We start from the raw sequence: 23,294 nt of genomic DNA on the forward strand, positions 1-23,294 counted from the left end.
ACCCATGACTGCAAAAGCTTCTAACCAAGGGCCTGCACTCAAGCAGCGCGCCTATAACATTCGCCGCCATGCCCTGCGCATGGGCCAGGTGCAGGGCCAGGGCTATGTCGGCCAGGCCCTGGGCGCGGCCGACCTGCTGGCTGTGTCGTATTTCCACGCCCTGCGCTATCAGCCGCATAACCCGCAATGGGAGGGCCGTGACCGGTTCTACCTGTCCATCGGTCACTACGCCATCGCTCTGTACGCCGCGTTGATCGAAGCCGAGGTGATTCCCCTCGACGAACTGGAAACCTACGGCACCGATGACAGCCGCCTGCCCATGTCCGGCATGGCCGCCTACACCCCCGGCATGGAAATCACCGGCGGCTCCCTCGGCCACGGCCTGGGCATTGCCGTCGGCGCCTGTCTCGGGCTCAAGCGCAAGCAGTCGGATTCATTCGTTTACAACCTGCTGTCCGACGGCGAACTGAACGAAGGCTCGACCTGGGAGGCCGCCATGTCGGCCTCGCACTGGAAGCTCGACAACCTCATCGCCATCATCGATGTGAACAATCAGCAGGCCGACGGCCATTCCAGCGAGGTACTGGCCTTCGAGCCCATCGTCGACCGCTGGCAGGCCTTTGGCTGGTTCGTCCAGCGGGTGGACGGCAACAATATCGAGGCACTGGTGGGCGCCTTCGATGCCGCCCGCAACCATACCGGCGCGCGGCCTCGGGTGATCATCTGCGACACCAAAATGGGCAAGGGCGTGGAGTTTCTGGAAAACCGGGAAAAGACCCACTTCATTCGCGTCGATGAAAACGAATGGGATGTGGCATTGACTATTCTTCAGGGTGGGAGCGACAAATGAGCAGCGCCAACACAGCAGCAACCGGCAAGAAACGCCTGACCACTTCGGCGATGATTGCCTCCATCGCGTCCGAAGGCCAGGCCACTCGCGCGGCGCCTTTTGGTCATGCCCTCGCAGCGCTGGCCGAGCAGCGTTCCGATATCGTCGGGCTGTCGGCGGACCTGTCGAAATACACTGACCTGCACATCTTCGCCAAGGCTCATCCCGAGCGGTTCTACCAGATGGGCATGGCCGAACAACTGCTGATGAGCGCCGCCGCCGGCATGGCCCGCGAAGGTTGCGTGCCCTTCGCTACTACCTATGCGGTGTTCGCCTCACGGCGTGCCTATGACTTTATCTGCATGGCCATCGCCGAGGAGAACCTCAACGTCAAGATCGTCTGCGGCCTGCCCGGCCTGACTACCGGCTACGGCCCGAGCCACCAGGCCACCGACGATCTGGCGATCTTCCGCGCCATGCCCAACCTGATGATCGTCGACCCTTGCGATGCCGTGGAAATCGAACAGGCCGTCCCCGCCATCGCTGCTCACCAGGGCCCGGTGTACATGCGCCTGCTGCGCGGCAACGTGCCGGTGGTGCTGGACGAATACGGTTACAAATTCGAGATCGGCAAGGCCAAGACCCTGCGCACCGGCAACGATGTACTGATCATTTCCACGGGCCTGATGACCATGCGCGCCCTGGAAGCCGCCGAACAGCTCAAGGCCGATGGTGTCGATGTTGCGGTGCTGCACGTGCCGACCATCAAGCCCCTGGACGAGCAGACCATCCTGGCCGAAGCGCGCAAGAGCGGGCGCCTGGTGGTCACGGCGGAAAACCATTCGATCATTGGCGGCCTGGGTGAGGCGGTTGCGGGTGTGCTGCTGCGCAATGGCGTGACGCCGACCTTCCGCCAGATCGCCCTGCCCGATGCCTTCCTGGATGCGGGCGCATTGCCAACGTTGCATGATCGCTATGGCATATCAACAAGCGCCGTCAGTGCGCGGATAAAAGCCTGGCTTTAAGCGCTATGCAGCCTTGCTGCCGCGAGGCTTGCCCGCAATCCGAATCTGTAGGAGCTGCCGAAGGCTGCGAATAGGTTTGCCTGATAAACCGCTTTCGCAGCCTTCGGCAGCTCCCACAAAAACCGCATTTCCATTCAGACCGCTGCCGTCGAACGGTTGCACCCTATCCTCCTCCCCCCTATGATTCGCCCCGTCGCTGCATACCAGCGATCGGATTTGGCGATCCGCATCCATTTTACGCAACAGCTGCAAGCTCGGTTGCCTCACTCTGTGTGGGCATCGATATGGCAACTGTGCGCGGGAGACTTTCGAGTCTGCCGGGTAAAGTGGACCGGTTCGCCAACCCGCGTACAGCTGCCACCCTGTTTCGTTTGGCGACGAGACGGCGGCAGAGTTATTACCACTTATGGATGTTCCCGTATGACTCGCTATATACCTTTAAGCACCCTCTGCAATACCGTCCTGTTCATCAACCCGGACGCCCCGTTAAGCGACCTGCACAGCGTCGCCTACGAGCGCCTGCAGGCGGTGAAGAACCTGATGCTATGCCTCGACGGCACCCGCAAGCCCGACCCGGACGAGCAGGACCTGTCCCATATCGCCCATGCCGCCAGCCTGTTGTTGCGCGATAGCTGTGACGTGCTGGAGGTGATGGAAGTGCGTTTGATGGATAAACCTGCGAGTTGATCGGACTGTGGGAGTCGGCTTGCTGGCGATTGGGTCAGGTCACTCAATGACGATATCGCCTGCCAGATATCAATCGCCAGCAAGCCGGCTCCCACAAAGAAAATGGCATTCCAACGCATCTGGCGGCTGAGACCTGCCACCCAGCCAAAAAAACTGAACCCCCGCAAATGCCCTCAGTCGACATTTCCATGCCGTTCGTTACGGCTGTTCCCAGCCCAACAATAAGGAATGTTAACCATGGCTAACAACTTCACTCACACCTTCAAATCCAGCGCCCTGGCGCTCGCCCTCACCCTCGGTTGCCATAGCGCCTTCGCCGCCGAAAGCCCGCGAAGCTTCATCGATGACGCTTCAGCCGCCGGTGTCGGTGAAATTCAGGCAGGCCAACTGGCACAGCAAAAAGGCGTTTCCGAAGATGTAAAAGCCTTCGCCGGGATGATGGTCGAGGACCACACTTTGGCCAATAACAAGCTCAAGGAAATCGCCCAGAGTAAAAAACTGGAGGTTCGCGAAGACCCAACCGTGATGGCCAAGATCAAGACCATGATCCTTGACCTGCGCAGCGCCAAATCCTTTGACCAGGCCTACGCCAATAATCAGGTCAAGGCCCACGAGGACGCCGTCAAGCTATTCGAGGAAGAGGCAGCTGGCAGCGAGGACGCGCAATTGCAGGCCTTCGCCAAAGAAACCCTGCCCAAGCTCAAAGAGCACCTGGCAAAAGCCAAGGAATTGGCAGCGGCTCATGGTGGGGATGCGGCCAAAGAATAAGGGGCGTCATCGCAACGCCCTCACCCCGGATCAGGCCCGCGCCGCCCCGCTGATCGCCCCGTGCTTGGCGAGCGTAACCGGCGTTGCGGCCTGACTGATTTCAGGCTCCGGCTCGCCATTGAGAGCCCGGTTCATCTTCTCGGTATCCAGCGCACCGACCCACTTGGCAATGGCCATGGTGCCGACGCCATTGCCAATGGTGTTGGTAATGGCCCGGGCTTCGGACATGAAGCGGTCCACCCCCAGCAACAGGACCATGCCCGCTACCGGAATGGTGCCCAGTGACGCCAGGGTTGCGGCAAGAATGATAAAGCCTGAGCCGGTAACCCCCGCCGAGCCCTTGGAGGTGAACATCAGTACGGCAAGGACGATCAGTTGATCGGTCAGGGTCAGCGGCGTATTGGTGGCCTGGGCAATGAAGATCGCGGCAATGGTGTAATAGATCGCCTGACCGTCCGGGTTGAAGGTCAGGCCCGAGGGAATGATCATCCCTGCCACGGGTTTCGACACCCCTGCCCGCTCCATTTTCGAGATCATTTGCGGCAACACCGATTCCGAGGAACTGGTGCCCAGCACAGTGAACAACTCCTCTTTGATAAAGCGCAGGAACTTCCACAGGCTGAAACCGCTGTAGCGGCAGATCGGCCCGAGCACGAAGATCACGAACAGCGCGCAGGTCAGGTAGACGCAGGCCATCAGCTTGCCCAGGGAAAACAAGGAGCCGAAACCGTATTTACCGATGGTAAAGGCGATTGCGCCAAAGGCTCCGACGGGCGCCAGGCGCATAACCATATTGACGATGCGAAACATGCCTTGCATCAAGCTGTCCAGGGCATCGACAAACACCTTGCCCCGAGGCCCGACCTGGGCCAGGGCGACACCCAGCAGGATCGAAAACAACAGGATCTGCAACACATTGCCCTTGGCGAAGGCGTCAACAATAGTGTCCGGGATGATGTTCATCACGAATTCCATAAAGGAGCTGTGCCTGGCCGCGCTGGTATAGGTGGCAAGGCTGGTGGTGTCCAGGCTGGCGGCATCGATATTCATGCCTGCGCCGGGCTTGAAGACGTCCACCACTATCAGGCCCACCACCAGCGCGAGGGTCGAGACTACTTCGAAATACAGCAGCGCGCGAAAACCGACGCGGCCCAGTTCCTTCATGCTTTCCATACGCGCGATACCCGAGACCACGGTGAGGAAAATCACCGGTGCCAGGAGCATTTTGATCAACTTGATGAAGGCGTCACCCAAGGGCTTGAGTGCCGTGGCAGTGTCGGGGAACAGCACCCCGACGAGGGCGCCGAGAATGACGGCGATCAGGACTTGTACATAGAGTTTGCCAATTATTCTTTTCATCACAGGGCCCTGATTTTTTATTGTTGTCAGGAAATGCCAAGGGTGCAGAGCTGCCCCTTGGCGCTATGCCGCAGTACTGTTTTGAATCAGCGGTTGATCAGCTCCAGCACGGCATCGGTGATCTGTCGAGTCGTGGCGCTACCGCCCAGGTCAGGGGTGTGCAGGCCGCTTTCGGTGACCGCTTCGATGGCCGCCATCAACTGCCGGGCCGCACCGGCCTCGCCGAGATGCTCGAGCATCATCGCAGCGGTCCAGAAGGTCGCGATGGGGTTGGCCACACCTTTACCGGTGATGTCGAAGGCAGAGCCATGGATGGGTTCGAACATCGACGGAAACTGTCGCGAAGGGTTCAGGTTGGCGGTCGGTGCGATCCCCAGGCTGCCGGACAGGGCCGCTGCAAGATCAGAAAGGATGTCGGCGTGCAGGTTGGTGGCAACGATCACATCCAGAGTCGCCGGTTTGAGCACCATGCGTGTGGTCACGGCATCGACCAGTTCCTTGTCGATGTGCACATCAGGGAAGTCCTTGGCCACCTCGTAGAAAATCTCGTCCCACAGGACCATGCCATGGCGCTGGGCGTTGGACTTGGTGACCATAGTCAGATGCTTGCGCGGCCGACTGCGGGCCAGTTCGAAGGCGAAGCGATGAATGCGCTCGACCCCGGCGCGAGTGAAGACCGACACCTCGGTGGCCACCTCTTCCGGCAGGCCCCGGTGCACGCGACCGCCGTTGCCGGAGTACTCGCCCTCGGAGTTTTCCCGCACCACTACCCAGTCGATCAGATGGCCGTTGTGCAGTGGGCTTTTCACCCCCGGCAATACCCTCGCCGGGCGGACATTGGCGTATTGGTCGAAGCCCTGGCAGATCGGCAGGCGCAGGCCCCACAGGGAGATATGGTCGGGAACATTCAGAGCACCGACCGCACCGAAGAAAATCGCGTCAAAGGTTTTCAGCTCGGCAAGCCCGCCTTCGGGAATGTAGTAGCCGTCCTTCAGATAATTGTCGGAGTTCCAGTCGAAGTGTTTGAAGTCCAGGGCAAAGCCGGATTTATTCGACAGTGCCTGCAACACCTCGACACCGGCAGCGATCACTTCCACGCCAATACCATCACCGGGAACCGCAGCAATTCTGTATGCATTCATGATGGTTTCCACTCTCTCAACGTTCTTGTTTTACCTGGCGAACCGGACTGTTCAAGCAGGGGTTGAGGGGAGTATATGTAGTGACTTAAAAGCAGTGAGTTACTCAAAATCACTACATCCATAACTTTGAGTTACGAATGAATCAGACTCTGGATCTGTCGTTTTTCTACCTGCTGGCCAAGCAAGGCAGCCTCGCCGCCACGGCCAGGGAGCTGGGTGTGACGCCGCCCGCCGTGAGCAAGCGCTTGAGCACTCTGGAGGCGCGCCTGGGGATCCGCCTGGTCAATCGCACCACCCGTTCGATGAGCCTGACCACCGAGGGTGAGCTGTATTTCTCCCATGCCGCACGCATCCTCACGCAGATCGATGAAGTGGAGCAGTTGGTCAGCAGCAGCCGTGCCACGCCCAAGGGCCTGATCAGGGTCAACGCCTCCCTGGGCTTTGGCCGCCGCTATATCGGCCCGGCTTTGGCCGCATTCTTTGCGCGCTACCCGGAGGTGGAGATCCAGCTGGAAATCAGCGACCACCCCCTGGACCTGACCACCCACGGCTTCGACCTGGGCATCCGCTTCGGCAGCCTGCCGGACGCGGCCTTTCATGCGCGCAAGATCGCCTCCAATCGCAGACTCCTGTGCGCTTCACCGCTGTACCTGGAAAAGCACGGCGTACCCGAACGCCTGGCCGACCTGCAACAACACAACTGTATCTTCCTGCGCCAGAACGAAACGCCCTATGGCGTCTGGAGCTTCACCAACGGCGGGCGCACGCAGAACATCAAGGTGCGCGGCGCCCTGGGCTGCAACGATGGTGAAGTGGCACTGAACTGGGCACTGGAGGGCTACGGCATTCTCTTGCGCGCCGAATGGGATATCGCCCGCTACGTACGCAGCGGCCGTCTGCGCCTGGTATTGGAAGACCAAACCCCGACCCGGGCCGATGTCTACGCCGTCTACCCGCAACAACTGCACCTGTCAGCGAGGGTACGCAGCCTGATCGATTTTCTGGTCGAGCGGTTTGAGCATATTGATCATCTGGGGGAAGATGAAGTCAGATGAGCCCATCTCTGACTGCCACAAAATAATTAAACAGCAGCGATGAACTTTCAATAATTTCCAATCAATCTAAATACTAGTACTTCTATCAGTATCGATAGCCATATGGGCGCTGTAATCTTGCCTTGTGCTCGCTCATCGCTCCTGCCTTGAAAAATATGAGATTCAGGAATTTTACAGAGAGAGGTGGCACATTACCGACTCTTATAGGAAGGTCACCGAAAATGGCAAAGACACACCAGCATATGCCCACTCCGCCAGGACAGCTGAAGATATCCAACAAGCTGCAATACGCACCGGGAGCTCAAGCACTGCTAGCGCCCACCGTTGTTGAGGCACGAGACCCTCCTATACTATATCCAGGCGCCGTTGCCGAGTCCGGCGTCACTGTTCGGATAGTGGCAACCGAGAGCATTCGCGCTGGCAATAGTATTCGACTTACCTGGAGGGGAAAAGCCAATTACCGTACAACATTGCCCGTCACGGAAGCAGGTCGTTATATAGATTTCGTTCTGCCGAAAAATTTGGTATTGGATAATATCGTTGAGGGCGAAGCCCCCGTATGTGATATTTTCTACGAAGTCGAAGATCCGGTCAGCGGAAACGTTGAGTTCTCACCCACCTTACAGATTTATATTGTCGACGCGCTTGGATCGCTCGACCCGGTAACCGTTCCGCAGGCCCCTAATGGTGAGTTCAATCCTCACGACATTCCAGAGCCAGGCTTGAGAATCAACTTCCCTCAGGGACCTTTAATAATCGGTGCCGGATGGACAAGCTATGCACGCGACGGCCATGTAATTGCAACAGTGCGCTTCGGGATTGCCGACGGTGAGGACTTTGTCTACATGTGGCGGTTCATGCTTGACCAAACCGAACCTGGCGGTGAGGTTCAGATCAACTACACGGGTAGCAATGAAAGATACATCATTGAGTCTTTGTATACTGCATTGCGTATTATCGGATAGCATCACCGCATGACATAGATGTATCTGACAGACTCATTCGCCGTCATCGGCAGCCTTGATCAAAAAACGCAAAACCCACTGAATAACTAAACTCTGTGGGAGCGAAATCATTCTCGAAAGCGGGACTTCAGACGATACTAATGCGTCCGATGCACCTATTCGCGAATGAATTCGCTCCCACCAGATTTACTCCCGCCCCTGCCAAGTTTTTGCTGCGCGGCAGCAGGAACGCCTGCAAAGGCAATATCCCCATTCATGGCAAAACCCTGCGCCAGATATTCGATGAACGCACGCACCCGCGCCGACTGTCGTCGATCCGGTGCCAATACCGCGTGAATCGGCAATGTAGCGGTGGTGTAATCCTCCAGCACCGCCCTCACCCGTCCCGCCTGTAAATCCTCGCGAAACAGCCATGACGGCGACAACGACAAACCGGCACCGCTAAGCACCAGTTGCCGAATCGACTCGCTGTTATTGCTGCGCACATTACCTTTGACCTGCACCGCCTGCCATTGGCCATCGCGGGCAAAGCGCCACCGATCAAACTGCGCCAGTTGGCTGAACACCAGGCAATTGTGGCGGGCCAGGTCAGCGGGGGTCAGCGGTAGCCCGTGTTGCTCGAGGTAGGCAGGCGCGGCGAATACGCCGCGCCGGGTCAGGCCAATCTGACGGGCGATCAGACCGCTGTCCTTCAGCTCGCCGATGCGAATGGCGACGTCGATGCCCTCGCTGATGATATCGACGTTCTCGTCGCTCAGCTGCAGGTCGATGGTCACGTCCGGATAGCGCTGCAAAAAACCGTGCAAGCGCGGCGCGATCTGCACTCGGCCAAAGCTGCCTGACGAAGCGATACGCAATGTGCCGGCCACTTGCTCCTGCCCGGTCTTGAAGCTCTGCTCGGCACTGTCCACCGCGCTGAGGATTTGTCGGCAGTGCTCATAGTACCGCTGACCTTCGTCGGTCAGGAATAACTGCCGAGTGCTCCGGGCAAACAGGCGCCCACCCAGGCGCTTTTCCAGCAGGCCGATCTGCTTGCTGATGGTCGGTTGGGTGACGCCGAGTTCCCGGGCCACCGAGGAGAAACTGCCCCGTTCCACCACCCGAACGAAGATTGTCATGGCTTCCAATGCGTCCATATACATCTCACTTAGCGACGATCTGGAATAAATACTATAGGCATTTGGCGACTTATTGAAATAACCAGAACAGCGCACAGTGTCTCCATCGCCCAACTTCAGAGGATTACCCCATGAGCCAGACCACCATGCACGCTGCCGTCGCTGTACAAGCCGAAACGCCTTTGCAGCTGGAGGAACTGCCCGTCCCTGTGCCTCAGGCAGGCCAGGTATTGGTGAAAGTCATGGCCAGCGGCGTCAACCCGCTGGATACCAAGATCAGCCGCGGCCAGGGCGGCCATGCCCGCCAGCCTTTGCCAGCGGTACTGGGCATGGATATGGCCGGCGTGGTCGAGGTACTCGGGGCCGGAGTCAGTGCGTTCAAGGTGGGTGACGAGGTGTATGGCATGGTCGGCGGCATCGGCGGCCAGCAGGGCTCGCTGGCGCAGTACATGGCGGTGGACGCCGACCTGCTGGCACCCAAGCCGCATAACCTGAGCATGCGCGAGGCTGCCGCCCTGCCGCTGATTTTCATCACTGCCTGGGAAGGCCTGGTCGATCGGGCCAAGGTCCAGGCCGGACACAGCGTGCTGGTCCACGGCGGCGCGGGTGGCGTTGGCCATATCGCCGTGCAGATCGCCAAGGCCCATGGCGCAGCGGTATTTGCCACTGGCAGCGAAAGCAGTCGCGAAACGATTGAAAGCTTCGGCGTCACGGCCATTGATTACCGCAACCAGAGCCCGGCCGAGTACATGGAGCAGCACAGCGCCGGGGAAGGTTTCGACATCGTCTACGACACCGTGGGCGGCGCCACCCTTGATGCCTCATTCAGAGTGGCGAAAATCTACACCGGCCATGTCGTCAGCTGTCTGGGCTGGGGCGAACACAGGCTCGCGCCGCTGTCCTTTCGCGGCGCGACGTACTCCGGGGTGTTCACCCTGCTGCCGCTGCTGACCGGCAAGGGGCGCAAGCATCATGGCGAGATTCTGGCTGAAGCGACACGCATGGCCGAGGCCGGTCAGTTGCGGGTCCGTCTGGATGATCGACGCTTTACGCTGGAGAGCGTGAACGATGCTCACGAGCTGGTGGCGCAAGGCAGAGCGACAGGCAAGGTAGTTGTCGAGCTTCAGCCATCAGGTGAGCACGATTGAAATTACTGTCGCCGCCACCTTGATCAAAGCCTCGCATATTATCCCTGGCGTACCGGCCTGATCAGAGCAGTACGTCGCCCGTGGGTTGCAACGGTGTCGGCGCAGGCTCATCGAGCAGCTCCAGCACTGAAATCTCCAGCGTCCGGCACATGGCTTCCAGGGGCAGGTCGTTGGGCTGCTTGTCGAACGGATCGGCGATCTGATCACCCAGGGCGTCGAGGCCAAAGAAGGTGTAGGCCAGTACGCACACGGCGAGGGGCGTAAACCAGCCAATCGTGTCGACCAGGCAGAACGGCAACAGGAAGCAGTAGACGTGCACGATGCGGTGCAGCATCAGGATGTAGGGATAGGGAATCGGCGTGTTGCTGATGCGCTCGCAGCCTCCGAGCACCGAAGACAGCCGTGACAATTGTTGGTCGATATCCACCTGCACCACGGGGCTGGTCTGCACCAGTTGGGTCGCCGCCATATAGCGCTTGCCCAGCTCGCCGAGCACGGCATTGGGCAGGCACTGCCTGGGCGCTGCAGGGTGCTCATGGCCCTTGTCGATCCACGCCTGAATCTCCGGGCTTTGCGGGTCGGCACGCAGGTCGTTCTTCAGCGCCCGGCTGAACACAATCAACCCTTCGGCAAGATCACGGCGATGCTCACGACTCAGGCCAGGCAAGAGGCTGAGGCTCTGACGAGTCAGGTTACGGCTGACGATCAGCAGCTCGCCCCACAGCGTGCGCGCTTCCCAGAAACGCTGGTAGGCCACGGTATTGCGAAAGCCCAGGAAGATCGCCAGGGTCAGCCCCCACAGGGTGAAGGGCGTAGCGGTGAGGATGACCTTGAAGTTGAACAGCGTGCCGTGAATTGTTACCACCGCCGAACTGACCAATACAGTGAACAACACCTTGCGCCAGATGGCCGGGATGATCGAGCCTTTGAGGGAGAACAGCAGGGTCAGGGTCGAGAGAGTTCTAGGGCGGATGATCAAGGGGAATTCCTGAATATATTAAAACGACGCGCTTTTCTGTGGGCCCGGCTTCAGCCGAGGGGGGGTTATTCCCGGCTGAAGCCGGTGCCACATTATCAGCGCGAGGCAATCGGGTTAGTCATAGAGAGAATGGTCGCACTGCTCTATCCAGCGGATTTGTTCAGACTCACCGTCAACGGGCGTAAAAGCCGATTGGCATGGCAACAATAAGGGAAAGTACGGAGCCAGGGACTGGCCAAGGGGATACGGCTTGCCCAGATACGCGGGTTCGTTGGGCAGCGTTGCAGTCATGCTCAAATGCCCCTTGCCATCGGTGCTGCCGCGAACAGCGGCGCCAACTGCTCCGCCGGCAGCGCTTTGCTGAAATGAAAGCCCTGCACTTCATCGCAGGGATGGCGTTGCAGGCATTCCAGTTGCTCGAGGGTCTCCACGCCTTCGGCCGTGACGCGAATACCGAGGGCACGGCCAAGATCGATCACAGCCTGGACGATGGCCTGGTCGGTGCCGTGCTCGATCAGGTGAGTAATGAAGCTGCGGTCGATCTTGATCCCATCCAGCGGATAGCTGCGCAGATAGGCCAGGGATGAAAAGCCGGTGCCGAAATCGTCCAGGCTCAGGCGTACACCCAACGCCTTGAGCCCGTGCAGGGTACTGAGGGCGCTCTGGGTGTTTTCCAGGAATACCCGCTCGGTGATTTCCAGCTCCAGGCGCGACGCCGGCAAGCCGCTATTGGCCAGCGCTTGCCCGACACTGGCAACGATATCTTCACTGCCACTGAACTGGCACGGAGACAGGTTGACCGACAGGCCAACGTCGTCCGGCCATTTCACAGCCTCGAGACAGGCATGCTCCAGCACCCAACGGCCCAGCGGCAGGATCAGGCCGGTGTCTTCAGCCAGGGCTATGAAGACGTCGGGGGCCAGCAACCCCTGGCGCGGATGCTGCCAGCGTACCAACGCCTCGAAACTGCACAGGACGCCGTTGACGGTGGCATAACGCGGTTGGTAATGCACACGCAACTCACCCTCACGCAAGGCCAGGCGCAGCTCCTGTTCAAGCTGCTGGCGAGCGAGCAGTTGCGCGCTCATGGTCTGAGCATACAGGCACCAGGTATTACGCCCTTCGGCCTTGGCCTGATACAGGGCGATGTCGCCCATGCGCAGCAGATCCATGGCGCTGCGACCGTGCTCCGGTGCCAGGGCAATACCGATACTGGTACCGATGGCAACCGTATGGCCGTCGAGGTGAATGGGATGGCACAGCTGCTCGACCAGGTGGGCACAGAATTCGAAGAGCGCTGACTGATCCACACGGCCGGGGACTACCACAATAAATTCGTCCCCGCCCAGGCGCGCGACCATGCCATCCGCCGCAACCGCGTCGCGCAGACGCCGGCCGACTTCCTGCAGCACCTGATCGCCGGCGGCGTGACCCAGCGCATCGTTGATGGGCTTGAAGCGGTCCAGGTCCAGGCTGAGCAGCGCCAGGGGTTGTGCAGGGTGTGGGTCCAACTGGCTGGCGAGGAACTGGTGCAACTGATAGCGATTGGGCAGACCGGTGAGCGAGTCATGCAGAGACAGATGATGCGCTTGAGCCTGGCTGCTGCGTAGTGCATCAATTTGCGCATCGATCTGCCGTGCCGACGCGATGGCGTAGCGCAGCAATATGATCAACACCGCCGCCAGGGCCAGCACCCCGGCGATAAAGAGCGGCAGGGTTTGTCGCAGCAACTCCATACCCGGCTGGGGCGCATTCCAGTTGAGCTGGATATTGGATTCCAGCAACGGCATGCTTTCATGATCAGCCAGCGGCTCGCGGGAAACCGTGATGCCCGGCAGGCCGTAGGTTTCACTCAGATGATTGAGCTTGTCGGCATCGAGAACCGAAATGAACATCATCACCGAGGCCGGCCCGGGGGTCACCTGAATCAGCGGGTCCCAGCCCGGCGAGATGGTCGAGGCCGCCACCAACGCAGGAACTCCGGCGACGGTGAGCGCGCGGACCACACCGTCGTTGTCGTTGTTCGACGCCCGTGCGGCCGCGACGAGACCGTTGAGGTCCCCTTCCAGCCAGTCGCTGGCCTGGATATCCGATGCCTTGCCATCAATCACCGCGTACACCGTGCGGTCCTGGGCATTGATCACCAGTACACCGTTGTAGCCATACAACTGAAAGGGAATGTCACCGACATTGCGCTGATCGTCCGCCCAGCCCTTGTCCACCGTGACATGCAAGTGCTTGTAGGCCTCACCCCACTTGCTGTAGTTGATGATGTTGCGCCCCACCTCGTTACGCACCTGCTCCAGGGTGCGGGCAATAAACATGCGCGAGCGCTGCTGTACGTCGAGGTCCTGACTCAGGGCATTCTTGACCAGCAAGTAGCCACCGAGGCCGATCAGCAGCAATAACGCGCAGATGGCGGGAAGCAGGCGCAGAATCAGTTGATGGCTGCGACGGGTGGCATCCCAGGCAAAAGTGGGTTTGAACATGGCGACGGACTGGCTGGTGATTGCATCTGGCTATCCTACCCGGCGCCTTGGGGTAGAGCCAGTTGTCAGGCTTTAATATCGGCCCTATCGAACACGACAACGTTCGAATTTGAACGCGTATTTGTAGGAGCCAGCTTGCTGGCGATTGCAGTATCAAAGGCACCATCTTCATTGGCTGAGCTGACGCAATCGCCAGCAAGCCGGCTCCTACAGAATGCATTCCAATTCCGGGAGCCGGGATGTGCTTGCTGCATGACAGCGTTTTATTGAGCAAATGCGGTTAAACTGCGCGCCTTTCGGGCAGCCCTTCTGCCCATTCTGCCCAGTAAGCCTTTCTCCATGCCTATAGATTTCAGTGTCGAGCCCCTCACCCTGGCCGCCCTGGCGGTCGTCGCCTTTGTTGCCGGCTTCATCGATGCCATCGCCGGTGGCGGTGGGTTGTTGACCACCCCTGCCCTGATGACCGCCGGCCTGCCGCCGCACCTGGTATTGGGTACCAACAAGCTCAGTTCGACCTTCGGCTCAGCCACCGCCAGCTTCACCTTCTACCGGCGCAAGCTGTTCTCGCCCCGGCAATGGCGCAACGCCCTGATCGGCACGGCAATCGGCGCCCTGATCGGCGCAGTGATTGCCCACTATCTGCCCGCCGCCTGGTTGAATCAGATGCTGCCGGTGATTGTCTTCGCCTGTGGCTTGTATCTGCTGTTTGGCGGCACCCCCAAGGCGCCCCTGGACAGCAATGCGCCGATCAATAAGAAGTGGCAACTGCCACAGGGCCTGGGCCTGGGGTTCTATGACGGCGTTGCCGGGCCGGGCACCGGCGCGTTCTGGACGGTCAGCAGCCTGCTCATCTACCCGCTGGACCTGGTCAAGGCCAGCGGTGTGGCGCGCAGCATGAACTTCGTCAGCAATGCTGCAGCCCTGTCGGTGTTTATCTTTTCCGGCCAGGTCAACTGGCTGATCGGGCTGAGCATGGGCTCGGCGCTGATGGTCGGCGCCTTCCTTGGCGCCCGCACGGCGATCAAGGGCGGTGCCAGATTCATCCGCCCGGTCTTCATCACCGTGGTCCTGGGCCTGACCGTGCGCCTAGCCTGGCAGCACTGGTTCAGCGGTGCCTAAGCGCCGCGCCACGTAACTGTCGATCAGGTAACGGGCGATGGAGCGCCCGGCCGGCAGCGGCGGCAGGTCGTGGACCGAAAACCACTGCGCGTCTTCGATTTCATCGGCCTGGGGGACAATCTCGCCGCTTTCATACTCGGCATGAAAGCCCAGCATCATCGAGTGCGGGAACGGCCAGCACTGGCTGCCCATGTACTGAATATTTTTGACCTTGAGCTGCACTTCCTCCATCACCTCGCGACGCACACACTCCTCTACCGACTCACCCGGTTCGGCAAATCCGGCCAGGGTGCTGTATATCCCGGTGACGAAACGCGGCGAACGGGCCAGAAGGATTTCATCGCCACGGGTGATCAGCACGATCATGCTCGGCGAGATGCGCGGATAAAAACGCAGGTCGTCATGCTCGCAGTACATGGCACGTTCGCCGGGGATCTGCCGGGTCGGCCGACCGCAGGCGCCGCAAAAGCGATGCTCCCGGGCCCATGTACTGATCTGCGCGGCATAGCCCAGCTTCTGATAGACGTCGAAGTCGCCCTGCAACATGAACTGGCGCAAGCCCTGCCAGTTACAGCCCTCGACCTCCTGCGCCTTGCTGACCACCAACAGATACACCGGCTCGCCATCGAAATGGCCGATACCGTGCTCACTGACGACCGCCAATTCCTGACGCTTGAGCCATTCACGGGGAAACATTACGCCGTTGCCGTCCAACAGAAACCCCTGGTCACTGTGGACGACCGCCCAACCGCCCGAGACCTCGATATCCAGTACGGCAGTTGTCCAACGCTTTGGGCGTGTCATGAAAAAAACTCCTCTACTTAAAGGGTCTATACGAAAGGTCAGCGAGCGAAGCCACTTTTCGTACGGAGCCGAAGGGATTACGCGACATGGATCGCCACCTTACACCGACTCAGTCCTCAAAGCGGGGCTTTTGCTTGGCCATCTGTGCCGCCATCGCCAGCTTCAGGTCTGCCGATTGCAGCATGGCGGAGTTCCAGATAGCAACGTGTTCGAGACCATCAGCGATGCTGTGATCACGCATATAGGTGATCATTTCCTTGGTCCCGGCAATGGCGATCGGTGATTTGGCGGCGATTTCCCGGGCAATGGCAAAGACCCCGTCCAGCAGTGCCGGTTGATCGACAAAGGTTCGGTTGACCAGACCGATACGCTGGGCTTCCTCGGCGCCGACGGTACGCCCGGTGTAGGCCAGTTCACGCATCATGCCGTCGCCGATGATCCGCGGCAGGCGTTGCAGGGTGCCGACATCGGCGGCCATGCCCATATCAATTTCGCGAATGGAAAATTGCGCGTCTTCAGCAGCGTAACGCATGTCGCACGCTGAGATCAGGTCGATGGCGCCACCGATGCAATAACCCTGGATGGCCGCCAGGACCGGCTTGCGGCACTTGTCCACGGCAGTGAACGAGGCCTGCAACTGGCGGATCTTGCGCTGCAGAATGCGTGCATTGCGGCCTGCATCCTTGCCCAGCTCATTGGCCACCGAGGCCAGCATCATCAGATCGATACCGGAAGAAAAATGCTTGCCAGCGCCGCTGAGAACCACAACCCGCACTTCGTCGGCGTCGTCGGCCCACTGGAAAATCTCGATAATTTCCGACCAGAACGCCGTGTTCATGGCGTTGATTTTCTCGGGCCGATTGATTTGCACGTGGGCAATGTTATCGGTCAGCTCAACCAGAAAAGCTTGATAGTCAGGCACGGCGACATTCCTTATCGAACGGGGAGAAAGGTCTTGGACTATAACAATCCTGCAGGCAGCGTCGCAGGGCGTGGTTACGCCATTTCCCGGACTCGGGCGTTTGTTTTACAAGGCAAAAAGCCATGGTTTTTCACAAATACTCGGAACGGTCAACTTCGAGTGCGGTCCAGTAAAAGGATACTTCCCCCAGTCACATGAGGGTGACTCTTGAATACATCCAAAGCAGCAACCGGCATTGCCGGCCTCGACAATATCCTGGCGGGCGGTCTGTCACGTAGTCATGTCTTTCTACTCGAAGGCGAGCCCGGTACCGGCAAGACCACCGTCGCCCAGCAGTTTCTGCTGGCCGGCGCAGCAGCAGGCGAACGCTCGCTCTACATCACTCTGTCCGAGACGGACAAGGAGTTGCGCGACGGAGCGCTCTCCCACGGCTGGACCTTTGACGAACACATCGACATCTTTGAACTGACCCCGCCGGAAAGCCTCCTCGATCCCGAGCATCAGCAAAGCCTGCTGTACTCCTCGGACCTGGAACTGGGCGAGGCGACCCGGCAGATTTTCGATGCCGTCGAGCGCGTGCGTCCTACCCGCGTGGTCATCGACAGCCTCTCGGAAATCCGCCTGCTGGCGCAAAGCTCGTTGCGCTACCGACGGCAGATCCTGGCCATCAAGCATTACTTTGCGCGCTATGACGCCACCGTACTGCTACTCGATGACCTGACCACCGAGACCCTGGACAAGACCGTCCACAGCGTCGCCCACGGCGTGATCCGCCTGGAAGAACTCAATCCCAACTACGGCGCCGAGCGTCGCCGCCTGCGGGTGGTCAAGTATCGCGGGCAGAAATATCGCGGCGGCTATCACGACTTCACTATTCTGGAGGACGGCATCCATGTATTTCCACGCCTGGTGGCCGCCGAACACCGCAACCGCAATGACAGCCAGCAGATCAGCAGCGGTATTCAGGAACTCGATGACCTGCTCGGCGGTGGCATCGACAGCGGTTCCAGCACCCTGATTCTTGGCCCGGCAGGTACTGGCAAGTCATTGATTTCGCTGATCTTCGCCGCCGCTGCGGTGGCTCGTGGCGAGCGGGTCGGCCTGTTTATCTTCGATGAGGAAATGGGCCTGCTGCATTCGCGCATGCGCAAGATCGGCATCGATCTGCAGGCCTTGAAGGAAACCGGCAACCTGCTGATCGAACAGGTCGACGCCGCCGAGCTGTCGCCGGGAGAATTTTCGCACCGGGTGCGTAGCTATGTGGACAAAAAACATATCAGGACCGTGGTCATCGACAGCCTCAACGGCTATCAGGCCGCCATGCCGGAAGAAAATGCGCTGGTCTTGCACATGCACGAACTGCTGCTCTACTTGAATCGCCAGGGCGCGTCGACCTTCATGACAGTGGCCCAGCATGGCCTGGTTGGCGATATGCGGGCGCCGGTGGACATCACCTACCTGGCTGACACGGTAATTCTGTTGCGTTACTTCGAGGCATTGGGCAAGGTGCGCCGGGCCATTTCCATCATCAAGAAACGCACCGGCGATCACGAGTCCACCATTCGTGAATACCGCATCGGCGCCACCGGCCTGAAAATCGGAGCACCGCTGGAAGCCTTCCAGGGTGTACTGCGCGGTGTCCCCCATTACTTTGGCGAAAGCATGCCGTTATTGCAGGACGAGGATACGTGAGCACGCCAGGGTTATTATCGGAACGCGCCGTCATTCTTGCGCCATTGGGGCGCGACAGTCAGATTGCCCTGATGGTGTTGCAACAGGCCGGTTTCCCGGCCCTGATCGCCCACGATCTGAATGAGCTGAGCAGGGAAATCAGCGCCGGAGTGGGGCTGGCAATCATCGCCGACGAAGCATTGCGCGGCACCGACATAAACCCTTTGCTGAGCCTGCTGGCCGCGCAACCGGCCTGGTCGGACCTGCCCATCGTCCTGCTGACTCACCACGGCGGGCCGGAACGCAACCCTTCCGCCCACTTGGGCCGTCAGCTGGGTAACGTGACCTTTCTCGAGCGGCCATTTCACCCCGCAACCCTGGTCAGCCTGGTCAGTACCGCCGTACGCAGTCGGCGCCGCCAATATGAGGCGCGCAGCCGCATGGCCGATCTGCTGGAAAGCGAGCAGCGCCTGCAGCACGCGCTCAAAGCAGGACGCCTGGGCTCCTGGCAGCTGGAAACGGAGTTTCGCGTGCTTAACTGCTCGGCCATGAGCAAATCCCACTACGGTCGCGACGAAGAACAGCCCTTCACTTACGAGGACTGGCTGGAAACGGTATACCCCCAGGACCAGCCGCGCATGCAATCGGCGCTGCAACTGAGCCTGGACATGGGCCATGACTTCGTTATCGAATTTCGCAACGTCTGGCCGGATGGGTCGCTGAACTGGGTCGATGTCCGCGCCCGAGCCATTCGCGCACGCAATGGCCGGGTGGTTTCCCTGGTCGGCGTGACTTCGGACATCACCGAGCGCAAACAGGCTGAAGCCCAGCTACGACGCCTCAACGAAACCCTGGAGCAGCAGGTCGAAGAACGCACGTCACAGCTGCGGCATAACGAAGAAGTGCTGCGCCAGTCACAGAAAATGGAAGCCGTCGGCCAGTTGACCGGTGGCATCGCCCACGACTTCAACAACATGCTGACCGGCATTATCGGCAGCCTGGAGTTATTGCGACGACGGTTGTCCCGTGGCCGTACCGAGGACCTCGATGGCCTGATCGATCTGGGCGTCACCTCGGCCAATCGCGCAGCCGCCCTGACCCATCGCCTGCTGGCCTTCTCCCGCCGCCAGTCACTGGATTCCAAGCCGGTGGAAATGAATCAACTGGTCACCTCCATGGGCGAGCTACTGCACCGCAGCATCAATGAGAGCATTCGCCTGGAAATGGTCCTCAATGAAAAGCTGTGGACTGCCGAAGCCGACCCCAATCAACTGGAAAGCGCCCTGCTCAATCTGGTGCTCAACGCTCGGGATGCCATGCCCGATGGCGGCCTGCTACTGATTGAAACCAGCAACCAGCATCTGGACCGCAGCTACACCGTCGATCATGAAAACCTGCTGCCCGGCGACTACGTGATGCTCAGCGTCAGCGATACCGGCTGCGGCATGCCTGAGAGCGTGATCAGCCGGGCCTTTGATCCATTCTTTACCACCAAACCCATCGGCCAGGGCACCGGCCTGGGGCTGTCGATGATCTATGGCTTCTGCAAGCAGTCCCACGGTCATGTGACAATCAAGAGCGATGTAGGCCAGGGCACCACGGTGCAGTTGTTCCTGCCGCGGTATCGGGGCGAGCAGAGTCAGGACGAACAGGCCCTGCCCAATCAGGCAATACGCGCTCGCGAAGGCGAGACTGTATTGATCGTTGAAGACGATCCGGCAGTCAGGGCCTTGGTCAGTGAAGTATTGGGGGAGCTGGGCTACGGCTTCGTCCAGGCTGGCGACGCCGATAGCGCCTTGCCGATCATCGAATCAAGTCAGCGTATCGACCTGCTGATCAGCGATGTGGGCCTGCCTGGCATGAACGGCCGACAACTGGCGGAAATCGCCCGACAACTGCGCCCGGAACTCAAAGTGCTGTTTATCACCGGCTACGCCGAACATGCCGCCGTACGCGCCGGTTTTCTCGATCCGGGCATGCAAATGATCACCAAGCCCTTTGCCTTTGACCATTTGACGGCCAAGGTGCGGGAGATGATTGGGACTGATTGAACCTGTGGGGCCGGTTTTAGCCGGTCCCACATTGTTTGCCGCGCGATAGCGCAAATCAGGCCAACAACGCCTGAATCTTGGTGTGCAAGGTTTCCATGGTGAACGGCTTGGCCAGGATAGGCGCCTTGCGCGCGATGGGGCTGCCGGACTCGAGGATTTCCGCCGGGTAACCGCTGATAAAGATCACCTTTAGCTCTGGACGCAGCTTCACCGCAGGTTCGGCGATCATCACCCCGGACACCCCGCCCGGCAGGCGATAGTCGGTGATCATCAGGTCCAGATGGGGTTTGGTGGCGAGGATTTCGAAAGCCTGCTCGCCGTTTTCCGCCTGCAGGACCCTGTAGCCTTCGCCCGACAGGTAATCGCTGAGCAGCATCAGAATCAGCGGCTCGTCTTCAACGATCAGTACGACATTTTCAGCATCAGCGCTCATGGAACGATCTTCTCTTCAAATAGCTGCCATTACGACCATGGGCGGTTCTGGAGGTTGCGTTAACTGTCAGATAATTCCGCAAACTGGCATTTATTATAGCGGCAGACTGACGCGGAACAGCGAACCTTCGCCCTCCACACTCTGCACGCTGATCTGCCCGCCATGGGCGGCGACTATCTGCTCGGAGATAAACAATCCCAGGCCCAAACCTGCAATCGCATGATTGGACGCGACCCGTTCGAACTGCTGGAAGATACGTTTCTGGTTTTCCGGGCTGATACCGATGCCCTGATCACGCACCTCGACCCGGGCCTCGCCATCCTGGCAGTAGACCATCACTTCGATCGGCTTGCGTGCGCCATAACGCAGCGCATTGGTCAGCAGGTTGGCAATCACCTGCTCAATGCGGAACTCGTCCCAGACGCCGATTACCGGTTCGTCGGCGTGCAGGCTGATGGTCGATTGCGCGGCGGTGATCTGTGCGGAAAAACCTTCTATCAGGTTGCTGACCAGCTCGCTGAGGTCAAACGGGCCGGGGCGGATCGACAGCTTGCCGGTACGGATACGCGAGACATCGAGCATGTCTTCGATCAGGCGAATCAGGCTCTGGATCTGTCGCTCATCGCGATCGACCATGCCGCGCAGCTTCTCCATGGTGAAGGCATCGGCGTTGTCCTTGGCCAGGTGCAGCTTGCGCAACTGGGTCTCGAGAATCAGGCCGTTGAGCGGCGTACGCACTTCATGGGAGACGATGGACATGAAGTCGTCACGCATGCGCACGGCACGCTCCAGTTCGTTCTGGGTCGCCTGCAACTGTTTGAGCAGCGCTTCCTGCTCCTGGCGACTCTGCTCCAGGGCCTCGACCTGCAAGCGCATGGCTTTGCGTTGACGATAGAGGTCGACGAAGACATTGACCTTGCTCTTGACCGCGTGAATATCCAGCGGCTTGTGCAAGAAGTCTACGGCACCGCTTTCGTAGCCTTTGAAGGCGTAGTTGAGCTCGCGCCCGGCCGCGCTGACGAACACGATAGGAATGCTCTTGGTCTTTTCCGTGCTGCGCATCAGCTCCGCCAGCTCGAAACCGTTCATGCCGGGCATCTGCACATCGAGAATGGCCAGGGCAAATTCATGTTCGAGCAGCAGCGACAACGCCTCATCCGCCGACAGCGCCTTGAATACCGCGCGGTCCTCGCGCTTGATCAGGGCTTCCAGGGCCAGCAGATTTTCCGGCAGATCATCGACGATCAGCAGCTTGGCTTTTATATGTCTCAACATGCGGTTCGTTCCAGATCGATCAACAACTGACCGATATCGTGCAGCGGCAATAGATAGTCCGGTGTTTGCAGGGCCAGAGCCGCATCGGGCATGGTCCGTGACTGAGCCTGCGTCGGGTCCTGGACCACGGTCAGGCCACCAGCAAGCTTGATCTGAAACAGGCCCCGGGCGCCATCATTGTTAGCGCCGGTCAGCAATATGCCGGCCAGTCGTGGGCCGTAGGCATCGGCGGCGGAGGCAAAGAGAATGTCGATGCTTGGGCGCGAATGAAACACCCGCTCTTCCTGGCTGAAGGACAGGCTCAAATCCATTTCCACGGACAGGTGGTAACCGGGCGCGGCGAAATACAGCGTGCCGGGAGCGATGGACTCCTTGTCGTCGGCCTCCTTGACCGTAATCGGCAGGCGCGCCTGAAAAACGTGAGCCAGCTGACTGCGGCGCTCATCCGAAAGATGCAGGACGGTGATGATCGGCAGGCTGAAATCAGGGCCGATGACGGCAAAGATTTTCAGCAATGCCTCTACGCCACCGGCAGAAGCGCCGACGACAATGGCATCGACCACAGGCAGGCTGGGCGGCTCGGTCACGGAGGTGTTCATGACTTGCGATAAATCCGTTCCTGTTTGACCAACGGCTCGAAATCACCACTGTAACCGGAGAACTCGAGGGTTTCCTTGCTGCCCAGGACCAGGAAGCCGCGATGACACAGCGACTCATGGAATAACCCGAAAGCACGATCCTGAAGCTTTTTGTTGAAATAAATCAATACATTACGGCAGGAAATCAGCTGTGTTTCGGAAAACACGCTGTCAGTGGCCAGGCTGTGATCGGCGAAGGTCACGTTCTCACGCAGGGATTTATCGAAAATCGCATATTCGTAGGCTGATGTGTAGTAGTCGGAAAATGAACGCTGACCACCAGCCTTCTGATAGTTCTCGGTATAAGCCCGCATGCTCTCCATGGAGAAGATGCCCTGCTTGGCCTTGTCCAGAGAGGTTGGATTGATGTCGGTGGCGTAGATGATGGTCCGGTCGAGCAAGCCCTCCTCGCGCAGCAGGATGGCCATGGAGTACACCTCCTCGCCCGTACTGCAACCGGCAATCCAGATCTTCAGTGACGGATAGGTCTTGAGTACCGGCACCACTTCTCGGCGAATCGCCAGGAAATGCGACGGGTCACGAAACATCTCACTGACCGGAATGGTCAGGAACTGCAAGAGTTGCAGGAACACCGAGGGATCATGCATGACCCGCTCCTGCAACGCGGAAACCGTATTACAGTCGAACTGGCGCAAGGCATGGTTGATCCGACGCTTGATCGAGGCGCCGGAGTAATCGCGAAAATCGTAGCTGTATTTGAGGTAAATGGCCTCGATCAACAAACGTACTTCGATATCGATGTTTCGCTCAGGGTGCATGGATAAACCTGGTGATTCCTGCAATACAACTAAAATCT

General features: G+C 59.3%; 21 protein-coding genes. 10 read left to right on the top strand and 11 right to left on the bottom strand.

The window, feature by feature from the left end:
* The first annotated feature begins 4 nt into the window (after window positions 1-4).
* The 4 genes from ACCD02_RS06260 (at window position 5) to ACCD02_RS06275 (ending at window position 3,309) form a co-directional block, all read left to right on the top strand.
* The gene (locus ACCD02_RS06260; RefSeq protein WP_413299487.1) at window positions 5-850 is read left to right on the top strand and encodes a transketolase; all 846 of its coding nucleotides are present in this window, start codon (window positions 5-7) and stop codon (window positions 848-850) included.
* Window positions 847-1,854, top strand: a complete 1,008-nt coding sequence (locus ACCD02_RS06265; protein ID WP_413299489.1) for a transketolase family protein — start codon at window positions 847-849, stop codon at window positions 1,852-1,854. Before ACCD02_RS06260 ends, ACCD02_RS06265 begins: the two co-directional genes overlap by 4 nt.
* 420 nt (window positions 1,855-2,274) lie before the next feature.
* Window positions 2,275-2,541, top strand: a complete 267-nt coding sequence (locus ACCD02_RS06270) for a hypothetical protein (protein ID WP_413299491.1) — start codon at window positions 2,275-2,277, stop codon at window positions 2,539-2,541.
* 237 nt (window positions 2,542-2,778) lie between these two features.
* On the top strand, window positions 2,779-3,309 hold the full coding sequence (locus ACCD02_RS06275; protein ID WP_413299493.1) for a DUF4142 domain-containing protein: 531 nt from the start codon (window positions 2,779-2,781) through the stop codon (window positions 3,307-3,309).
* A gap of 30 nt (window positions 3,310-3,339) precedes the next feature.
* On the opposite strand, the gene ACCD02_RS06280 is transcribed toward ACCD02_RS06275, so the two are convergent.
* Together ACCD02_RS06280 and ACCD02_RS06285 are read right to left on the bottom strand one after the other, a co-directional pair.
* Window positions 3,340-4,668: a dicarboxylate/amino acid:cation symporter gene (locus tag ACCD02_RS06280; RefSeq protein WP_413299495.1), complete on the bottom strand. Its 1,329-nt coding sequence runs from the start codon at window positions 4,666-4,668 to the stop codon at window positions 3,340-3,342.
* Window positions 4,669-4,754: 86 nt separating this feature from the next.
* Entirely contained in the window at window positions 4,755-5,810 is a 1,056-nt protein-coding gene (locus ACCD02_RS06285) for a tartrate dehydrogenase (RefSeq protein WP_413299497.1), read from the bottom strand.
* A gap of 137 nt (window positions 5,811-5,947) precedes the next feature.
* On the opposite strand from ACCD02_RS06285, the gene ACCD02_RS06290 reads away from it, so the two are divergent.
* Window positions 5,948-6,865 carry a LysR family transcriptional regulator gene (locus ACCD02_RS06290; RefSeq protein WP_413299499.1) on the top strand — a complete coding sequence of 306 codons (918 nt, stop codon included), beginning with the start codon at window positions 5,948-5,950 and terminating at the stop codon, window positions 6,863-6,865.
* Window positions 6,866-7,086: 221 nt separating this feature from the next.
* Complete coding sequence (locus ACCD02_RS06295; RefSeq protein ID WP_413299501.1) at window positions 7,087-7,830, top strand: hypothetical protein; 744 nt, start codon at window positions 7,087-7,089, stop codon at window positions 7,828-7,830.
* Window positions 7,831-7,985: 155 nt separating this feature from the next.
* Here ACCD02_RS06295 and ACCD02_RS06300 read toward each other — a convergent pair whose 3' ends face one another.
* Complete coding sequence (locus tag ACCD02_RS06300; protein ID WP_413299503.1) at window positions 7,986-8,966, bottom strand: LysR family transcriptional regulator; 981 nt, start codon at window positions 8,964-8,966, stop codon at window positions 7,986-7,988.
* A 113-nt stretch (window positions 8,967-9,079) separates the two neighbouring features.
* On the opposite strand from ACCD02_RS06300, the gene ACCD02_RS06305 reads away from it, so the two are divergent.
* Window positions 9,080-10,096, top strand: coding sequence for a zinc-dependent alcohol dehydrogenase family protein (locus ACCD02_RS06305; protein ID WP_413299505.1), 1,017 nt, complete (start codon window positions 9,080-9,082; stop codon window positions 10,094-10,096).
* A gap of 61 nt (window positions 10,097-10,157) precedes the next feature.
* On the opposite strand, the gene ACCD02_RS06310 is transcribed toward ACCD02_RS06305, so the two are convergent.
* Together ACCD02_RS06310 and ACCD02_RS06315 are read right to left on the bottom strand one after the other, a co-directional pair.
* Window positions 10,158-11,075 carry a bestrophin family protein gene (locus ACCD02_RS06310; protein ID WP_413299507.1) on the bottom strand — a complete coding sequence of 306 codons (918 nt, stop codon included), beginning with the start codon at window positions 11,073-11,075 and terminating at the stop codon, window positions 10,158-10,160.
* Between the two features lie 293 nt (window positions 11,076-11,368).
* Window positions 11,369-13,564, bottom strand: coding sequence for an EAL domain-containing protein (locus ACCD02_RS06315; RefSeq protein WP_413299509.1), 2,196 nt, complete (start codon window positions 13,562-13,564; stop codon window positions 11,369-11,371).
* Window positions 13,565-13,903: 339 nt separating this feature from the next.
* Here ACCD02_RS06315 and ACCD02_RS06320 point away from each other — a divergent pair, with 339 nt between their 5' ends.
* Window positions 13,904-14,683, top strand: a complete 780-nt coding sequence (locus ACCD02_RS06320) for a TSUP family transporter (RefSeq protein WP_413299511.1) — start codon at window positions 13,904-13,906, stop codon at window positions 14,681-14,683.
* On the opposite strand, the gene nudC is transcribed toward ACCD02_RS06320, so the two are convergent.
* Together nudC and ACCD02_RS06330 are read right to left on the bottom strand one after the other, a co-directional pair.
* Window positions 14,651-15,487 (bottom strand): NAD(+) diphosphatase, encoded by an 837-nt coding sequence (nudC, locus tag ACCD02_RS06325; protein WP_413299513.1) that lies wholly within the window; start codon window positions 15,485-15,487, stop codon window positions 14,651-14,653. The genes ACCD02_RS06320 and nudC overlap by 33 nt on opposite strands.
* A 109-nt stretch (window positions 15,488-15,596) precedes the next feature.
* The gene (locus ACCD02_RS06330) at window positions 15,597-16,409 is read right to left on the bottom strand and encodes a crotonase/enoyl-CoA hydratase family protein (protein ID WP_413299515.1); all 813 of its coding nucleotides are present in this window, start codon (window positions 16,407-16,409) and stop codon (window positions 15,597-15,599) included.
* A gap of 207 nt (window positions 16,410-16,616) precedes the next feature.
* Here ACCD02_RS06330 and ACCD02_RS06335 point away from each other — a divergent pair, with 207 nt between their 5' ends.
* Both ACCD02_RS06335 and ACCD02_RS06340 read left to right on the top strand, forming a co-directional pair.
* Window positions 16,617-18,101, top strand: coding sequence for an ATPase domain-containing protein (locus ACCD02_RS06335; protein WP_413299517.1), 1,485 nt, complete (start codon window positions 16,617-16,619; stop codon window positions 18,099-18,101).
* Window positions 18,098-20,131: a response regulator gene (locus ACCD02_RS06340; protein WP_413299519.1), complete on the top strand. Its 2,034-nt coding sequence runs from the start codon at window positions 18,098-18,100 to the stop codon at window positions 20,129-20,131. The genes ACCD02_RS06335 and ACCD02_RS06340 overlap by 4 nt, the downstream gene beginning before the upstream one ends.
* A gap of 55 nt (window positions 20,132-20,186) precedes the next feature.
* Here ACCD02_RS06340 and ACCD02_RS06345 read toward each other — a convergent pair whose 3' ends face one another.
* The 4 genes from ACCD02_RS06345 to ACCD02_RS06360 form a co-directional block, all read right to left on the bottom strand.
* Window positions 20,187-20,564: a response regulator gene (locus ACCD02_RS06345; RefSeq protein ID WP_259105237.1), complete on the bottom strand. Its 378-nt coding sequence runs from the start codon at window positions 20,562-20,564 to the stop codon at window positions 20,187-20,189.
* A gap of 93 nt (window positions 20,565-20,657) precedes the next feature.
* The gene (locus ACCD02_RS06350) at window positions 20,658-21,839 is read right to left on the bottom strand and encodes an ATP-binding protein (RefSeq protein ID WP_413299522.1); all 1,182 of its coding nucleotides are present in this window, start codon (window positions 21,837-21,839) and stop codon (window positions 20,658-20,660) included.
* Window positions 21,833-22,438, bottom strand: a complete 606-nt coding sequence (locus ACCD02_RS06355; protein WP_413299524.1) for a chemotaxis protein CheB — start codon at window positions 22,436-22,438, stop codon at window positions 21,833-21,835. The genes ACCD02_RS06350 and ACCD02_RS06355 overlap by 7 nt, the downstream gene beginning before the upstream one ends.
* Window positions 22,435-23,256, bottom strand: a complete 822-nt coding sequence (locus tag ACCD02_RS06360) for a CheR family methyltransferase (RefSeq protein WP_413299526.1) — start codon at window positions 23,254-23,256, stop codon at window positions 22,435-22,437. Before ACCD02_RS06360 ends, ACCD02_RS06355 begins: the two co-directional genes overlap by 4 nt.
* Between the last annotated feature and the right edge of the window lie 38 nt (window positions 23,257-23,294).

Source organism: Pseudomonas sp. Pseusp88 (assembly GCF_047303955.1).
GTDB lineage: Bacteria > Pseudomonadota > Gammaproteobacteria > Pseudomonadales > Pseudomonadaceae > Aquipseudomonas.

Excerpts from the sequence above, each read along its gene's own strand:
- ACCD02_RS06260 (WP_413299487.1), top strand. The coding sequence starts at position 5 with ATGACTGCAAAAGCTTCTAACCAAGGGCCTGCACTCAAGCAGCGCGCC.
- ACCD02_RS06265 (WP_413299489.1), top strand. The coding sequence starts at position 847 with ATGAGCAGCGCCAACACAGCAGCAACCGGCAAGAAACGCCTGACCACT.
- ACCD02_RS06270 (WP_413299491.1), top strand. The coding sequence starts at position 2,275 with ATGACTCGCTATATACCTTTAAGCACCCTCTGCAATACCGTCCTGTTC.
- ACCD02_RS06275 (WP_413299493.1), top strand. The coding sequence starts at position 2,779 with ATGGCTAACAACTTCACTCACACCTTCAAATCCAGCGCCCTGGCGCTC.
- ACCD02_RS06280 (WP_413299495.1), bottom strand. The coding sequence starts at position 4,668 with ATGAAAAGAATAATTGGCAAACTCTATGTACAAGTCCTGATCGCCGTC.
- ACCD02_RS06285 (WP_413299497.1), bottom strand. The coding sequence starts at position 5,810 with ATGAATGCATACAGAATTGCTGCGGTTCCCGGTGATGGTATTGGCGTG.
- ACCD02_RS06290 (WP_413299499.1), top strand. The coding sequence starts at position 5,948 with ATGAATCAGACTCTGGATCTGTCGTTTTTCTACCTGCTGGCCAAGCAA.
- ACCD02_RS06295 (WP_413299501.1), top strand. The coding sequence starts at position 7,087 with ATGGCAAAGACACACCAGCATATGCCCACTCCGCCAGGACAGCTGAAG.
- ACCD02_RS06300 (WP_413299503.1), bottom strand. The coding sequence starts at position 8,966 with ATGGACGCATTGGAAGCCATGACAATCTTCGTTCGGGTGGTGGAACGG.
- ACCD02_RS06305 (WP_413299505.1), top strand. The coding sequence starts at position 9,080 with ATGAGCCAGACCACCATGCACGCTGCCGTCGCTGTACAAGCCGAAACG.
- ACCD02_RS06315 (WP_413299509.1), bottom strand. The coding sequence starts at position 13,564 with ATGTTCAAACCCACTTTTGCCTGGGATGCCACCCGTCGCAGCCATCAA.
- ACCD02_RS06320 (WP_413299511.1), top strand. The coding sequence starts at position 13,904 with ATGCCTATAGATTTCAGTGTCGAGCCCCTCACCCTGGCCGCCCTGGCG.
- nudC (WP_413299513.1), bottom strand. The coding sequence starts at position 15,487 with ATGACACGCCCAAAGCGTTGGACAACTGCCGTACTGGATATCGAGGTC.
- ACCD02_RS06345 (WP_259105237.1), bottom strand. The coding sequence starts at position 20,564 with ATGAGCGCTGATGCTGAAAATGTCGTACTGATCGTTGAAGACGAGCCG.
- ACCD02_RS06350 (WP_413299522.1), bottom strand. The coding sequence starts at position 21,839 with ATGTTGAGACATATAAAAGCCAAGCTGCTGATCGTCGATGATCTGCCG.
- ACCD02_RS06355 (WP_413299524.1), bottom strand. The coding sequence starts at position 22,438 with ATGAACACCTCCGTGACCGAGCCGCCCAGCCTGCCTGTGGTCGATGCC.
- ACCD02_RS06360 (WP_413299526.1), bottom strand. The coding sequence starts at position 23,256 with ATGCACCCTGAGCGAAACATCGATATCGAAGTACGTTTGTTGATCGAG.